This is a genomic window from Desulfobulbaceae bacterium, assembly GCA_015231515.1.
Taxonomy (GTDB): domain Bacteria; phylum Desulfobacterota; class Desulfobulbia; order Desulfobulbales; family VMSU01; genus JADGBM01.
On the sequence record JADGBM010000011.1, the window covers coordinates 18,508 to 34,214 of the forward strand.

15 protein-coding genes are annotated in these 15,707 nt (G+C 47.3%); 4 read left to right on the forward strand and 11 right to left on the reverse strand.

Annotation, left to right across the window (positions count from 1 at the left end):
• Window positions 1–19: 19 nt before the first annotated feature.
• The 9 genes from flgK to HQK80_03425 form a co-directional block, all read right to left on the reverse strand.
• Window positions 20–2,851: a flagellar hook-associated protein FlgK gene (gene flgK / locus HQK80_03385; protein ID MBF0221265.1), complete on the reverse strand. Its 2,832-nt coding sequence runs from the start codon at window positions 2,849–2,851 to the stop codon at window positions 20–22.
• Between the two features lie 5 nt (window positions 2,852–2,856).
• A complete protein-coding gene (locus HQK80_03390; protein ID MBF0221266.1) occupies window positions 2,857–3,408 on the reverse strand; it encodes a flagellar protein FlgN in 552 nt (183 codons plus the stop codon).
• Window positions 3,392–3,724: a rod-binding protein gene (locus tag HQK80_03395; protein ID MBF0221267.1), complete on the reverse strand. Its 333-nt coding sequence runs from the start codon at window positions 3,722–3,724 to the stop codon at window positions 3,392–3,394. Before HQK80_03395 ends, HQK80_03390 begins: the two co-directional genes overlap by 17 nt.
• Window positions 3,725–3,750: 26 nt before the next feature.
• Window positions 3,751–4,884 (reverse strand): flagellar basal body P-ring protein FlgI, encoded by a 1,134-nt coding sequence (locus HQK80_03400; GenBank protein ID MBF0221268.1) that lies wholly within the window; start codon window positions 4,882–4,884, stop codon window positions 3,751–3,753.
• Window positions 4,885–5,065: 181 nt separating this feature from the next.
• The gene (locus tag HQK80_03405; protein MBF0221269.1) at window positions 5,066–5,761 is read right to left on the reverse strand and encodes a flagellar basal body L-ring protein FlgH; all 696 of its coding nucleotides are present in this window, start codon (window positions 5,759–5,761) and stop codon (window positions 5,066–5,068) included.
• Window positions 5,762–5,952: 191 nt separating this feature from the next.
• Complete coding sequence (gene flgA, locus HQK80_03410) at window positions 5,953–6,693, reverse strand: flagellar basal body P-ring formation protein FlgA (protein MBF0221270.1); 741 nt, start codon at window positions 6,691–6,693, stop codon at window positions 5,953–5,955.
• Between the two features lies 1 nt (window position 6,694).
• Complete coding sequence (gene flgG / locus HQK80_03415; protein MBF0221271.1) at window positions 6,695–7,477, reverse strand: flagellar basal-body rod protein FlgG; 783 nt, start codon at window positions 7,475–7,477, stop codon at window positions 6,695–6,697.
• A gap of 141 nt (window positions 7,478–7,618) precedes the next feature.
• Window positions 7,619–8,347, reverse strand: a complete 729-nt coding sequence (flgF, locus tag HQK80_03420; GenBank protein MBF0221272.1) for a flagellar basal-body rod protein FlgF — start codon at window positions 8,345–8,347, stop codon at window positions 7,619–7,621.
• A 160-nt stretch (window positions 8,348–8,507) separates the two neighbouring features.
• Window positions 8,508–8,810 (reverse strand): EscU/YscU/HrcU family type III secretion system export apparatus switch protein, encoded by a 303-nt coding sequence (locus tag HQK80_03425; protein ID MBF0221273.1) that lies wholly within the window; start codon window positions 8,808–8,810, stop codon window positions 8,508–8,510.
• A 104-nt stretch (window positions 8,811–8,914) separates the two neighbouring features.
• Here HQK80_03425 and queC point away from each other — a divergent pair, with 104 nt between their 5' ends.
• The 4 genes from queC to nadA all read left to right on the forward strand — a co-directional run bounded on the left by queC (window position 8,915) and on the right by nadA (window position 12,629).
• The gene (gene queC, locus HQK80_03430; GenBank protein ID MBF0221274.1) at window positions 8,915–9,625 is read left to right on the forward strand and encodes a 7-cyano-7-deazaguanine synthase QueC; all 711 of its coding nucleotides are present in this window, start codon (window positions 8,915–8,917) and stop codon (window positions 9,623–9,625) included.
• 60 nt (window positions 9,626–9,685) lie between these two features.
• Window positions 9,686–10,648: a glycoside hydrolase family 3 protein gene (locus HQK80_03435; protein MBF0221275.1), complete on the forward strand. Its 963-nt coding sequence runs from the start codon at window positions 9,686–9,688 to the stop codon at window positions 10,646–10,648.
• A gap of 231 nt (window positions 10,649–10,879) precedes the next feature.
• Window positions 10,880–11,410 (forward strand): HPF/RaiA family ribosome-associated protein, encoded by a 531-nt coding sequence (locus tag HQK80_03440; GenBank protein ID MBF0221276.1) that lies wholly within the window; start codon window positions 10,880–10,882, stop codon window positions 11,408–11,410.
• Window positions 11,411–11,534: 124 nt separating this feature from the next.
• A complete protein-coding gene (nadA, locus tag HQK80_03445; GenBank protein ID MBF0221277.1) occupies window positions 11,535–12,629 on the forward strand; it encodes a quinolinate synthase NadA in 1,095 nt (364 codons plus the stop codon).
• A 120-nt stretch (window positions 12,630–12,749) separates the two neighbouring features.
• Here the strand turns inward: nadA and HQK80_03450 are convergent, their stop codons facing one another.
• Window positions 12,750–13,415 carry a serine/threonine protein phosphatase gene (locus HQK80_03450; GenBank protein ID MBF0221278.1) on the reverse strand — a complete coding sequence of 222 codons (666 nt, stop codon included), beginning with the start codon at window positions 13,413–13,415 and terminating at the stop codon, window positions 12,750–12,752.
• Window position 13,416: 1 nt separating this feature from the next.
• On the reverse strand, window positions 13,417–15,705 hold the full coding sequence (locus HQK80_03455; GenBank protein ID MBF0221279.1) for a tetratricopeptide repeat protein: 2,289 nt from the start codon (window positions 15,703–15,705) through the stop codon (window positions 13,417–13,419).
• Between the last annotated feature and the right edge of the window lie 2 nt (window positions 15,706–15,707).

Here is a 15,707-nt window from a genome sequence, read left to right on the forward strand (position 1 = left end):
GCATAAGCCTCGGAAATAATTAAATCGTGTTCAGCAGAGTCTGCATAAGTTCATCTGCTGTAGAAATCAGTTTGGCAGCGGCAGAGTAGGCATGTTGATAGCGAATAAGGTTCGACATCTCCTCGTCAAGGGAAACTCCGGAGGTGGAGTCCCTGAGCTCAGCCAACTGATCATTTACCATTGTGTTGTAATCAAGATTCACGTTAATGCTGTCGCCCTTAAGACCAATTGTAGCGATAAGTGAATTGTAAAAGCCGTCGAAGGTATCAGTTCGGTTGCCGGTAAAGGTAATGGTCTCGTCGCGCTGTAGATTTGATATGGCAAGTGAATTACTGTTGTTACCTGTGAAAATTTCACCAAATTCATTGACTTGTCCTGCCGCCAGATGACTTAAGTTTGAGACAACGGTTTGGTTAATACCAAAAGTGCTGGCCGAATTACCTGTAAAAATAGTGTTGATGCCAATTGAGGCCAGGAAATTAGAGGTGTCGCCACCAAAGGCGAATTTATGACTGCTATCCGGGGTAAGTACTAATTGGTTAGCAACAACTGAGGCCTCTACCCACGGAGCAGAAGGCGTCGGAGATATGGAGTTTATAATTGAAATATTAATGGCATCGGCGACATCACCTAAGTCGTAGGCCCGTTCCAAGGAGACATTAACGGGTTGTGATAAGGCGAGAGAACCGTCGGTGTTGTAGATCCACATGTCAAAACTGCCGCCATCGGTTTGTAAGGTGTCGGCATACGCCATGCCCATCAAGGAGTTGGCCACCATATTATCAGCTTTTTCATAGCTAAGTTTGCCGTCATTGGAAGTTTCATCTGCCGAGTTGGCGCCAAGTTTATTTATCTCTGTCAGATTAAGAATATCGGTCCCGGTGACAGTATAGTTCTCTATAGTAATATTTGTGATGTCACTGGAAAAAACTATTGAATTTAAGGGGCCGCCATTTGTGCCATTGCCGACTTCTGCCGTCACACCTGTAAAAGCGGCAACCTTGTTGATCTCGTCCACTGCAATGGAGGTCACCGATGGAGCAGGTGGAGCAGCAGTGACTGGGGTGCCGCCAGGGACTGCAATGATGATGGTTCTGCCGTTGAGGTCAAATTGCGTAGTGCTGAGAGCGGCATCGCTGGTGACTGCCTGATTGCTGTAGCGAATAGTCCCAGCCCAGCCAAGGTGACCAAGATAAGTATCATCGGCTCCGCCATCAATTTGAATAGGATCTTCATCGGAAAATAAGCTTAACTCTCCGGTGTTATGGGAAGCATCGGCCACGTAAGTGCCATCGGTAAGCCCAAGCTTTGCCTCAGCAGCCCCTATCGTGTTATCTACACCGGCAATAATAATCCGAGATTCATCGCCTTGGTTGGTGTTTCTTAGCACTATTGAGTTTGTTACCCCGCCGTTAAGGCCGTTGCCGATAATGGCCTCAAGAGTCATTTCGGACGGGACGTTTTGGGGGACGGCAGTGTCATATGAGTTGATGGCGGCATTAATCTTGGTTACTACCCCGGAAGCTGTCTGGGCGGCAGTTTCTCCGCCCGCCCCGGCTGTGTGAGTGACAGTGATTCCGTTGACCGAAAAAGTTATTGTTTCATTGGCGCCAAGACCGGTGACTGCGTTACCGGCAACTAAGGTGGTTAGGCGTGCTTGTACACCCGCCTCGGCAGCATTAATAGCCTGAGCGGCATTGTAGGTTTTTTCCATTGCCAGACCTCTGCTATTAATTCCAGAGTCTATGCGGCCAATACTTCTGTCGTTAATCGTTAACGTTCCGGCGGGGATAAAATCCGAGCTGGAGAGCGTATCAACAGTTGTATGCAAAAGAACGGCGTTGTTGGCAAGCTCTGCGCTGGTTAACCGTTCACTGAAGCTGATCAGACCCACGCCTTGAGTATGAATCTGGTTGACTTCGCGAATGAGTCCGTTTGCCAGGGCATCGAGTCTGCCTCGATAGTTGTCGGGGTTGCCTTCAACAAGATTCTTGTTGAGATCAATCAGGCCGCCAATTTTACCGTTCATGTTGTCTGTTTGGTCAATTGTTGTGCGGTACTGTTTGCCGGTAGAGGTTGTGTTGATCCAGAGCAGGTTGTTGTCGGCCCAGTCAAGGGACCAACTGGAGCCTTGTTCTACCAGGGAATGGCCATCCCCCATAAGAATTGTATAGGCACCGTTTGAGGTTTCGAAATAGGAGACGTCCACCAGAGATGCTAGATCTTTTAACAACTGGTCACGGTTGTCACGAAGATCATTTTGTTGTTGTTTGCTGGTTTCTGAGCTTGCAATATTAACATTTAATTTGGCAAGTTGTGTTGTGAGTGCATTAACATCATCAATTGAAGAATCAATTGCGACACCGATATCGATACTGGCCTGGGTAAGTTCTGCCGCCATGCTTTCAAATTGTTCACCAAGCAACTGGGCCTGCTGAACCACTGTCTGGCGCGAGGCGCTCAGTTCGGGGTTGTTGCTCAGACCCTGCCATGCATCCCAGAATTGGCTCATAAGATCGTTAACAGCAAGACCAGGAACCTCATTAAAGGTGGTCTCGATTATTCGCATCGACTGCTGCTGGCCTTCAAGATAATTCATTGTTGAGGACTGATCCATCAGGCGCTGAACGAGGAATTGATCGTATTTTCGAGTTATTGATTCAGCCACAACGCCGTTACCGAAAAAACCGACCCGGTGCGGTGTCGCCAGGGCCTCGTTAAGCTGAAGAACCTGGCGCGAGTAGCCTGGCGTGTCAACGTTGGCAATGTTGTGGCCAGCTACTGAAATTGAGGCTTGATGTGTTAAAAGGGCCTCTTTGGCTATATTGAGAACTGAACCAATACTTGACATGTGCGTTAAACCTCGCGGCTTATCATCTGAGGCATGGAGGATGATCTTTTTGGCGACGACATTCCCTTGGCACAATAGGTGTTGTTCTTAGTGACGGGTTGCGTGAACAATGCGATAGCGTCGCCAAGATAGCCGAGGGTATCTTCAGTAAATTTTTTATTGATATAGTTTTTTACGATAATTTCCTGACGAATTTTGTTCAGTTTCGCTTTGCAGGAGTTAGCCGCCTCTACCTTGTCTTGAGGCAGAAGCTGAATGAGACCGGAGAGCTTAAAATTTTCTGGGACCACCGCACCGGCATAACCACCGTTTTTGGGTTTTGACTGTTCGACCGGAATACTGTCGGCCATGTGATTTTTTAAAGATTCGTCAAGAAATTGAATTCTTGAAAGCAGTGTCCGTTTTTGCTTGCTTATTGTTAATAGCTCTTGGGGGTTCATGGCCTTTAATGCCTCAGACTCATTGCCCAGCAGGGTAAGAAGATCCTGTGAAAGCTTAATGTTTAAGCTGAGGGCTTCAAAAACATCTTGAACAACTTGATCATTTAATTGTGTCATAAGGCTGACCTATGTTGGTTGTTTGACTGGTTTTTCCAGAAACTTCATTGTAAAGGGCCTGCGCAATCCCTATGCCCTTTCCGTGTGCTATGCTTTTAGCGAGTTCGTCATCCTGCATTGACTGGAACGTCTCATTTTCAAACCCATTTCCAAATAAGCCGCCCTTGGGAATGCTTTTTCTCATGCTCGTCAGGAGCTGCTTGACGATGATTGCCTCAAAGTCGTTACAGGCCTTTTTCAGCTTGATATCTTTTGCCGCGTCTGCTGAAACATCATTTCGTGTAATCGGTGTGAATTGGTTTTGTTGTATTTTCATTGTTGCTTGTGAGGATCGAGTGTTTGTTAAATAATTTTCAATTCAGCCTGTAAGGCGCCGGCTGCTTTAATTGCCTGGAAAATGGCGATCAAGTCCCTTGGCGCGGCACCAACAGAGTTTAGTGCCCTGACCATTTCTCCAAGTGTGACACCTGGGGTGAGATTGATCAGCTTGCTCTGTTGGGCATTGCCGCCTGGTGTGCTGATAGCGTCTGTCATCTTCCTGACCATTTCGTCGGTCAGGATTTGACCGATCATCTCGTTGGGGATCGGGGAGTTGGGTTTGTCCGATACCTGAATACTTAAATTGCCATGGGAAAGAGCGAGATTACTGATGCGAACATTTTCTCCCATGACTATTGTGCCGGTTCTTTCGTCGACAACAACCTTTGCTGTGCTGTCAGGTATAACCTCGATGTTTTCAATTGATGCGATAAAACCTATCTGTTGGTCATCCATGTTTTCGGGGATCTGTATTGAGACTGTTGCACCATCGACTGCTGTTGCAAAAGGACCATTAAGATAGGAGTTCACGGCAGCGGATAGGCGAGAAATTGTTGTGAAGTCGGGAGTGTTAAGGCTGAGAATAATCTCTTTTTTTCCCGCAAACGAGACAGGTACTTCACGTTCAACTGTAGCGCCATCCGGTATTCTGGCAACAGTCAGATGGTTGGCCTGTATTCCGTCAGCAGGGGCTCCTGTGCTTTGAAATCCACCGATACTTATGGGGCCTTGGGCAACAGCATAAACCTGGTCATCAAGTCCTTTGAGGGGCGTTGCCACCAGAGTGCCGCCTTGCAGAGACGAAGCATCGCCCAGCGAAGAAAGAACAACGTCAATGGCCTGACCGGCCTTGACAAATGGTGGAAGGTTGGCAGTTACCAGAACACCTGCAACATTTTTTACCTTAATATCGTTTTCATTGACTGGGATTCCCATGCTTTTAAGCATATTGACAAGGGCCTGGGTTGTAAAAGCGGCTTTGTTGCCGTCTCCGGTGCCGTTTAGACCGACGACGAGGCCGTAGCCAATCAGCTGGTTGCTTCTGACGCCTTTAACTGAGGCGAGATCCTTGATGCGAACCGCATGGGCATAATCTGCCGGGAGAGTGAAGATCACGGTCAGGCTGAGGATACAGAGTAGTTGAAGTGCTAAGCGCATTGTGTCTCCTCCTGGACAAAAAATTAGTTTCCAGGTGTGAAAAGCTGTTTGTATGGATACAAAGCAAACCCTATGCCAGAAGATAGGGCTAAAATAATGGTCATTAATGTCAGGCAGTTAGCTGTTTTTTTTCTAAATAGCTTGGGCGAGCTGGGAAATTTCTTCCCAGTCATAAATCTGTTTAAAACGGCCACACAATATCCAGGGCATTTGCCAGCCAGCCAGGTTGTTGTTTGGAGGCAATAGCCCCTGTTCCGGTGTACTCAATGCGGGCATCGGCAATATGTGAGGATTCAATTGAATTGTCTTTTGAGATATCTGACGGTCTGACTAAGCCGGAGAGGACGATGTGCTGGGTTTCGTTGTTGACCCGAACTTCTCTGTAACCACGAATAATTAAGTTGCCGTCTAAGGTCACATCAATGACCCGAGCCGATAAGGTCGCTGTTACCGTGCTGTCCCTTTTCGTTTCTCCTGTGCCCGTAAAACTTTTCTGGAGGTTCGTGCTCATGCTGGTCAGAGATGGGGTGTGTTGGCCGTCCGGACCGGCAAACAAGCTTTCAAAACCAAATAGAGAGGATATGCCTCCTTTGAGACTTGAATCCCTTGACGTTGTTGTCTCTGCGGTTTTTTTGCCGCTGGAAGTTTCAACAATTTTAATCAGGACAATATCGCCAATAGCTTTGGCCCGGCTATCAGAATAGATATTCCTGGATTGTCCGGAAAATATTGCTCCTTCTGCGGGTAAATCCTGCTGGCGCTCGACTAGTGGGAGGCTGTGACGTTCAGGGAAGGGCTGGCTGACCTGGGCGGATTGTTTGGTTACACAACCAGTCATAAAAAGAGCTGTGACAATTGTAAAGATGAGGCTTTTCATAATTTTTTCTCCTTCAGTTTGGCACCGCTAACACTCTTTCCCCAACAAATTAACAAATTAACAAATCAACCAATCAACCAACCCAGCGAGGCTTAAAAGGGGTGATGCCCTGCGGGTATAGGTCCTTTAAGAAATCATTTTCTTATAAAAACAGATATTTGGTTGACCTTGAAAAAATGATTTCTAAGTCACTAAAAATCGACTTGTACCTCTTCGGCATTGATAACTCGGGCATAGATCTCTTTTCTGCTCATCAAGTTCTTGACACGAACAAGATCCCCCTTGGCGCCGGCTGACTCAATTCGCCCTGGAACTCGGATGTTGAGGCGCTCGGACTGGGCCAAGATAGAGACCACATCCCCTCGTTTAACGATTTCCGGTTGCTTGAGAAACCGTTTGTAGATGATTGCGCCTGGCCGCAGGGTGGTTTTAAGTTCTGTGCCAACGGCAAAGGCAGCCTTACTGATGAAGTCCGGGCCAAGCATGTTAATCTCACGACGAATTGTTATTAAGTCACTCTGCTGTAGTATCTGGTGCCTTTCTAATGAGTGGGCGGCACATACCACCTCACCAAAGAGATGAACATCACCACTAAGCTCAATACGGCCTTGGGTGTAGCCGTCCACCAGGACATCTGCGGTGATTACTTCTTTTCCAAGCTGGTGGCCTCGTGACTGGGAAATTATCAAATAGTCAACCACCCCTTGGGAGACTGAAAGCTGACAGGGGTCGCAGAAGAAATTCCTGATCTCAACATCATCGGCAGAAAAAAGCTGGTTGCGGGTCACAAGTTCAGAAAATGCTTTTTCAAACTCCTTCTGTTGTAGGGTGTAGTGTGGCAGATTTTGGGAGCCGTTTGCTAGTGCCGGTAACAGGGATATGAAGCCGATAAATATTAGAAAAAACGGGTGTTTACGTTTGAATAGGTTCATGTTATCGTTTCAAGGTGTTGGCAATTTCCAACAATTGATCAGCGGTTGTGATTGCCTTTGAGTTAACTTCATAGGCCCGTTGGGTGATAATCAGGTTGACCATTTCCTCGGTGACATCAACGTTTGAGGTCTCCAGGAAGTTTTGCGCCAAGGAGCCAATGCCGTTGGAGCCAGGATTGCCTTCAGTTGGTGCTCCGGAGGCGGCGGATTCCACATACAGGTTGCCGCCTACGCTACGGAGCCCTGCAGGATTGACAAACTTATGTAAGGTTAACTGGACGGTACCCAGGGTCTGTTGGCCATTGTCTTGGGCAACAAGCATACCGCTGGAGTCGATATTTATAAGTGTTGTGCCATCGGGAATTGCAAATTCAGGCTGAAGCCGGTCGCCATTGGCTGTAACCAGATACCCGTCGGGGTCAGTCTTGAAACTACCGTCACGGGTATAATACGATTCGCCATCCCGCAGAATCTGAAAGAATCCATCACCCTCAATGGCCATATCAAGGTCATTGCCGGTCTGGGTGTAGTCACCTTGAGTGAAGATTTTCTGGACAGAGGTCACTCGTGTGCCTAGACCAACCTGAACACCGGTTGGCACGACACCCCCCGCTACGGTTTCGGCGCCGACAGACCGCAATGTCTGGTAAAACAGATCCTCAAACTGAGCCCGACTCTTTTTAAAGCCGCCGGTGTTAACGTTAGCCAGGTTGTTGGCAATAACGTCTAACTGTGTTTGCTGGCCATTCATTCCTGTTCGAGCTGAGTATAATGCGCGGATCATTTTATTTTCTCCTTATCATTGATAGTCCGAAAATTTAGTGCCTTACAGAGTATTTTCTTGTTTTTTTTACTAGAAAATACTCTGCGAAAGGCACTTATCCCGTTCATCGGGGTTAGACTATGGCTGTCATTAAAACTATCACTATGTCAATTTGCCGACTCTTGTGATGGACTGGCTGTCAAGGTCGTCAATGGTCTGAATAACTTTCTGTTGGGTCTGGTAGGCACGCTGCAAATCGATCATTTCGGTCATCTCGCTGACAACGCTCACATTGGCACCTTCAAGGTGGCCCTGCTGGATATTTACGACATCCACAGGGATTGCCAAGGCACCATTGTCTTTAATTCGAAAAAATGTTTTTCCTTCTTTTTCGAGACTGTTCAGGTCTTCAAAGGTGACCAGGCTGAGCTGGTTAACCACCTGGCCATCGGCCATTATCTGGCCATCCTGGCCTATCTGGACGTTTTCGTTCGGCAGGACTATCGGGCCACCGTCGCCAAGAACCAGGCTGCCGTCATGGCTGCTTAACTGCCCTTCAGCGTTTAAGGTGAAGTTGCCATTACGTGTATAGCGAACGCCATCGGCTGTTTGAATTTGAAAGAACCCTTGCCCGTTAATCGCCAGGTCCAGGGGGTTGCCGGTCGTGTTGATGCCGCCCTGAGTATGTGTGATTAAGGGCTTCAGCGCCTTGCCAACCCTTTGGCGGTTGTCGGCAGCAGTGAACATCATCTCCCAGAAGGTAATATTTTCCTTCTTATAGCCAGCGGTATCGACGTTTGCCAGGTTGTTAGTGATCTGGTTCATACGGTGTTCCTGGGCGAGCATGGTTTCAGTGCCTTCAATGAGGCCAAGACGATTTTTTACAAACACGATTGTTCTCCTTTTTGCGGTTTGCCTAGGGAATCTGCAACATGCATGCCATGTTCAGAAGGCAGAGGACAGGGGATAGAAGGCAAGGGACAGAAGTCTGAATGCAGGGGTTTAAGCAGATAAGTTCGATTTAAAGGATATGGAAGGCGGTAATAAGTTCCTAGCCAGCCTTGGGGTTGTAAGACTGGTTGGTTCTGTAGACGAAAGCGAGGATTTCGGCAACGATGACGTAGGTTTCTGGAGGGATTTCCTCGTTAAGGTTTAAAAGGGATAAAACCTCTATGAGGTCAGCATCAGGATGAATAGGGATGCCATGCTCGGCAGCAAGATCAAGTATCTTTTGGGCAAGAAGGCCTTGCCCTTTACCAACGATTTTGGGAGCCGAATCTTTGCCGCGGTCATAGCGAAGGGCAACGGCTTTTTTCTTGGGCTTTTGCTTGATGGAAGATTTTTTTTGAGGCATAGTAGTAAGTATGAGTACAAACAAGACGTTTCAAAAATTACTCGTTGACGACCTATTCTAACCGATAGCCAGCCATATCACATGCATTATTGAGTGGAAAAAATATGAGTGAACAAAAAAAAGCTGTGATCCTTTTGAGTGGTGGTCTGGACTCAACAACGGTGCTCGCCATTGCCCTTGATCAAGGGTATTCCTGTTATTGCTTGAGCTTTTCCTATGGCCAGCGGCAAACCATTGAGCTTGAAAAGGCCGCAGCTATTGCTGCGCAAAATGGAGCAAGGCACCTGGTTCTTGATATTGGTTTAGGGAAAATAGGTGGCTCTGCCCTGACTGATGCTATAGATGTCCCCAAGGATCCTATCGGTTCTGCGACGGCAGCTGGCGCAGTGGGTAAGATACCGGTTACCTACGTCCCTGGGCGGAATACAATCTTTCTCTCTTATGCAATGGCGTGGGCTGAAGTTGTGGGCGCCTGGGATATTTTTATTGGTGTCAATGCGATGGATTACAGCGGCTACCCTGATTGTCGGCCTGAATTCCTTCAGCAGTTTGAAAAGCTTGCCAAGTTAGCCACTAAATCAGGGGTTAGCGAGGATCGGTATTTTAAGATTAATGCCCCTTTAATGCATCTGACTAAAAAAGAGATTATCATTAAAGGGCTCAGCTTGGGTGTGGATTATAGCATGACCCACAGTTGTTATGATCCTGATGTGCAGGGGCGGGCTTGTGGGCGATGTGAAGCTTGCCAGCTGCGTTTGAAGGGTTTTGCTCAGGCAGGCAGAAAAGATTCAATCCACTATCAGGTTGGCGAATAGTTGCCAGGGAGATTTAATTTGCGGAACATCTTTGATGATCATGAGCCAGGGCATGTTTTTATGGTTGGAGTTCCGGGGCTGGAATTGGATGATTCAACACGACAGCTGATCAACCAGGATAAAATTCACAATTTTATTCTTTTTCGGAGAAATGTTGGAGATAAAAAGCAGCTCCAACGGCTTTGCGCCGATTTAAAAAAGGCTTGTCTTGACAGTGGCCTTCCGGCTCCACTCATATCTATTGATCAGGAGGGTGGTTCGGTTGCCAGGCTTGCTGCACCGTTTACCGTTTTCCCTGATCAGCGCCTTCTTGCTGAAGATGTTTTTCCTGAAGATAAGCTTCGTGAATACGCGATTACCTGTGCCAGAGAGTTGCGGGAGCTTGGTGTTAATATGAATTTGGCGCCGGTGCTTGATGTCTGTCCCAGAGGAAAGGATCTTTTTATGGAACGGCGCTGCCTCGGCAACGATCCCGAAAGGGTTGCTGAGCTTGGCGTGGTTGTTATCAAGGCGATGCAGGGAGAAAGGGTGGCGGCTTGTGCAAAGCATTTCCCCGGTTTAGGCATGGCAGAACTCGATCCGCATTTAGACCTGCCCGTTGTTGATCTGCCGCGGAGTCGTTTTAATGAGGTTGAATTGGTCCCTTTCAGGCGGGCAAAAGAGGCTGGTGTGGCCGCTTTCATGACTTCCCATGCTGTCTATTCTGATTTTGATGAAGGGCTTCCCGGCACATTGTCGCGCGAAATAGTCCACGGATTTTTACGAGGGAAACTTGGGTACCAGGGGCTCGTTATTACCGATGATCTTGAGATGGGTGCAATCGAGCAGTTTATGCCTTTCGCCAAGGCCACCCTGCAGTCTTTTGTGGCAGGTGCTGATTTGCTTTTGGCCTGCCATGATCACGAAAAAATTCGAGTAGCCTTGAAAGAGATGCGTCGAGCGCTGGAAGGTGGCTTAATTTCAAAAGAGGCGATTTCAATTTCTTTACATCGACAGGTTGACGTACTCGATATGGTTGCTTAGATTCTTTTACGCTAGCTTTTGAAAAACAGTTTGTGATAGAGTGTAGTTAAAGAAGTTTCTCTGCGGATGTCGCAGGGTTTCCCCTTCGGATTTCCGGGGGTTATGGGCTATTCGTTTGGTGCTTGGCCAATTGAGGCTGGGCGATAGGGCTGGAGATCAGATAGCTTTTTATAGCTGTTTAGTTTGCACCTCTCAGGCGAATAATTGCTGAAAACATGTAGGAGGGTTTCTATGGAGCTTCAGGTAGAAGGCCGTAATGTAAGTATCAGAAACGCGTGGCAGGAAAAAATCGAAGATGAAAAGGAGCGTTTGGACAGGCATCATCCTGGGCTTGTGCACAATTTACGTGTAACAATCACAGCGACAAAGCATCACAAGGAAGGGGGGTACGAGTTGCAGGTAGTTGCATCGGTGCCGAATGATACCGTAGTTGTGAAGCGCAAGGGTGAAACTGTCCGCGTTTTGCTTGGTGATGCTTTTGACACGTTGGGTGGTCAGTTAAAGGAGCTACAGCGCAAGCGTCGGCAGACCACCAAGGTTCCAGACAGTGTAGCCGGGGCATCAATAGAAGGTGTAATCAAAAAACTGGTTCCCTATGAGTCTTATGGTTTTTTAACGACTTCTGACGGCAAAGAAGTTTATTTTCACGAAAACTCATTAAAAGATGTAACGATGGATCGCTTGTCGGAAGGAGATAATGTTAAATTTGGCGAGGGCGAAGGAGATAAAGGCCCTTGTGCTGCTTGGGTACGATCAGCATAGAATGCCATAAGTATTTTTTCTGTACTTTTTAATTAAAATAGCGTAGTTTTTACGCCTTGCGAGCCCACAGGATACTTTCTGTGGGCTTTATTTTTTAAATGAAAACAGTATAAAGTTGATGGTTATGACTAAAGTAGACCAAATTGACATCGGGCCTGAGTATCTTAAACAAGACGAAACAGTGTTGCTGCAGCGAATTGCATCCAGGAAAAATGAGCTTGGCGATAAACTGCTCATTTTAAGTCACCATTATCAGCAAGATACGGTATTTGATTTTGCTGATTGCACTGGAGACTCTTTGAAGCTTGCCAAAAATGCGGCAGAGGCAAAGGATAAAAAATATATTGTCTTTTGTGGGGTGCATTTTATGGCTGAGTCGGCAGATATACTTACATCCGAAGAGCAGATAGTGGTACTGCCGGATTTGACAGCTGGCTGTTCAATGGCCGACATGGCTTCACGTGAGGACGTTGAAGAGGCTTGGCAGGAGTTGGCTACCCACACCGACAGTCATGCAATTATTCCGATAACCTATGTCAATTCTTCAGCAAGTTTAAAGGCCTTTGTGGGTGAAAAGGGAGGCTCTGTCTGCACATCGTCCAATGCCGAACGTGTATTAGCCTGGGCCTTAAAGCGTGGGGAAAAGGTTTTCTTTTTCCCGGATGAACATCTTGGCAGAAACTCGGCCCATGCGTTAGGGATTCCAGCAGATGAGGTTGTGCTCTGGGTTCGCGGTGAAAAACTTGGTGGCAACTCAGAAGAGGCGATCAGAAAAGCAAAGATAATTCTCTGGGATGGCTACTGTACCGTTCATATGCAGTTTTCTGTCGCGCAGATAGAACAATTGAGAAAGGATGACCAGGATGTGCGCGTCATCGTTCATCCTGAATGTCGCCGAGAGGTTGTTGAGGCTGCAGACCAATATGGCTCAACTGAGATGATCATATCGGCTGTTGCTAATTCGCCGGCGGGATCAAGCTGGGCGGTTGGTACAGAAGTCAATCTGGTAAAGCGCCTCGCCAAACAATACCCGGATAAAAATATTCGATCGGTGTCACCGGTCGAGTGCTTATGCTCGACAATGTATCGGATTGATCCTGCACACCTGTTATGGACCTTGGATAATCTTGCTGAAGGGCGCGTGGTGAATCAAACTACAGTCGATAGCAAGACAGCTGAGCTTGCTAAATTAGCACTGGACAGGATGCTGAAGATTTAGGGCACTGGTTGACTTGGTGATTGGTGGATTAGTTAATTGGTTAACTGGTTGATTGGTTAATTGGTTAACTGGTAATGGCAACGATAGACCCAACCAACTCAACAAACCCAACTAACCCAACTAACCCACCGGCCAAAACTTCTCTCCTTTTACCTGAATAAATTCAAGCTCTGGAAGCACAAGGCATGTGAGGTGGCCACCATATACGGCACCGGTATCGATGCCTATCTTTCCTGGGCCAACCTTTGGTTTTTTGAAGGCCGAGTGGCCATAAACAACTGTTTTTTCTTCACTGTTTGGCGTCATGCTGTCTGTGCTGTCTCGTGACCAGAGAAGCCACTCTTCTGACTGAAGGGCCATTGGCACCCCGGGCTCGATTCCTGCGTGAGCGTAAATCTGCTTGTCATCCTCCCAGTAGAGCAGCAGTTCGTTAAAAAAACGGAGATGCTCTCTGGGAAGTTTTTCACTTGCATCATCCTCAGGAGTTAACCCATAGCTCTCTAATGTTTGCAGGCCACCAAAATGCAAAAAGGCCTTTTGCTTAACAGCAGCAATGTAATCCAGCAACATTCGTTCATGATTTCCCATCAGGGTGATGGTGTGCGGATATTCAGCTCGAATGTTGAGGACGGTATCAACAACCTCTCGTGATTGAGGGCCGCGATCGATATAGTCACCAAGAAATACAATTCGGGCATCAGCCGGGATCGGCCCAATTTTGTCGAGGAGTCGCAAAAGGACATCGTTGCAGCCGTGAATATCGCCAATTATATAAGTTGCAGTCATGCTACTGAAGAGAATTTAGTAACTGTTTGGCCTGTTCAAGTTCTGGGAAATCAGGTGTTGTGATGGCCTCTGTAACCGCTTTTCTTGCCTCGTCAACCTTGCCGTCACCCTTTAGGGCCAGAGCAAGATGATATTTGAAGGTGCCTAACTCTGGTTTGGCTTCAATGGCCTGGCGAAATTGGGTTGCGGCAAGAGAGTACGACTCTCTTTTTAAATGAACCCAGCCAAGCGTATCGCTGATATGAGGATCTTCAGGGAAGGCACCTTTAGCGATCATCGACAGGCGCAGGGCTTCACCCAAGTCAGCGTTTTCTTCTTGAGTTAAAAGCCAGGCCAGATTGTTGGCCGCTGCTGCGGAATTTGGAACTATTTCAAGAACTTTCCGGTAGGCTTCCTTGGCGAGTGCTGTTTCGCCGGCCCGGTCACGCAAGGCGCCAATTGCTAAAATTGCCGGCACGTAATTTGGCACGAGCTCTGTGAGTGTTTCGTATTCCTGTATCGCCTCATCTCTTTTACCTGTTGAATTAAGAATTCGGGCAATTTGCATAAAAGGCTGTGGACTTTTAGGCGAGAGCTTTTGCACTTTTCTGAAGGCCTCAACTGCCTCGTTAAATTGCTGGTTGTCAGCAAGCAGATTCCCTAAGAGCATGCTGTGGCCAGCAGTATCAGGAGATTTTTGAACATATTTTTGGGCTGTAGCGAGGGCTGCGGCGCCATCGTTTTTGCTTTGATAGATATTGACCAGCGTGATCAGTGCTGGTGTGTTGTCTGGTTCAAGGGTTAAGATTTTTTCCAGATCCTGCTGGGCCTCTTTGGTCTTTTTCAGGGCCAGACTGGCTAGGGCCTTATTGTGGAGAACTTCGGTGTTGTCTGGGAGCATGCTGGCCATTTCAGAAAAGATCTTGAGTGCCTTCTCGTATTCCTTATTATGTAAGATGCTTTTGCCGAGAATGATGGCCGCTCTGTAATTGCTGGGTTTGAGCCGTAAGGCAATGGCTGCCTCCTTGGCAGCATTGTCGAAGTCATTGACCATCAGGTAATGCTGACCCAGCAGGGTATGGGCGTTGGCATTGTTGTTATCTAAGCGCACAGCCTCGGTGGCTGAAGCCTGGGAAAGCTCAGCCTCATTTTGTCCCATCAGGGCGAGGGCTTTCTGGTAATGGGCCTCACTCCAATTGGGCTGGTTTGTGATCAGTGTTTCCAGTATGGTAAGAGCCTCCTGGTTACTGCCATCCTTGATGAGAAGTTTGGCTTTTACCAGATTCCCCCTGCCATGTTTAGGGCCATCAGCCAAAATGGCATCGACCTCTTCCTGGGCCAGGTCATATTTGTGCTGTTCAAAATAAAAGTCGGCAAGGACTGCTTTTACATCCTGGGGCCGGTCAGTTTTTTCAATGGCCTTTTTAAAAGAACTCTCAGCTTCCGCAAATCTATTCTGCTGTGTATAAATATCACCAAGTAAAAGATAAAAGTCCGGGCTGTCTGGAGTCTTAATCAGCCCTTCTTTAATGACACCTTCGGCTTTATCAGGATTGTTTTGGCCCAGATAGAAAGCGGCAAGCGAAAAGTAGGGTTGGGTGGAGTCTGAGAAATTACTCTTTATAGTAATAAGCTGCTGCTCGGCTTTGTCTGGGAGCTGTTGGGACTGATAGAAGCTGGCTAAGGCCTGCTGGAAAGAGATCTCCTCGGGTTCGAGTTCAATTGCCTTTTTAAGAGATTGTTCCGCTGCTTCATTGTCTTTTTTGATCGATTTAACTTTAGCCTGGGTTAAGTAGAGCCTGGCTAAGGCGGGGTTTGCCTGGATGGCTTTGTCAATCGCCTCCTGGGCTCCGTCAATGTTGTCGTCCATCAAATCAAGATTGGCCTTTAGGGCAAGGGCTTCGGCGTGATTTTGATCCTGCGTTAGAATTGTATCAACGTATTTCCGACTTTCCTCTTTTTGCTTGCCGAGAAATAGAAGCTCTGCCGCCTTAAGTGCTGCATCAAGATTAGTGGTGTCGAGGTTTGAGGCGCGACTCAACTCGTTTAGTGCATTACGAGGTTCTTGATTCTTTAAGTGCAAAAGCCCTAATTGGTAGCGGGCATCCGCATACTTCGGATCAAGCTGAATAGCATTTTTAAACTCAATTATTGCTGCACTGGAGTTATCTTGTTTAAGATACTCCATCCCTTGAGTGAAATGGCTGAGTTTCTTGTCATCACTGTTTTTACAGCCAGAAATGAAACTCAGCATGGAAAATAACATGATAACGGCGGCTAAGGTTTGTTTAGTTTTATAGGCCTGGGGCATAG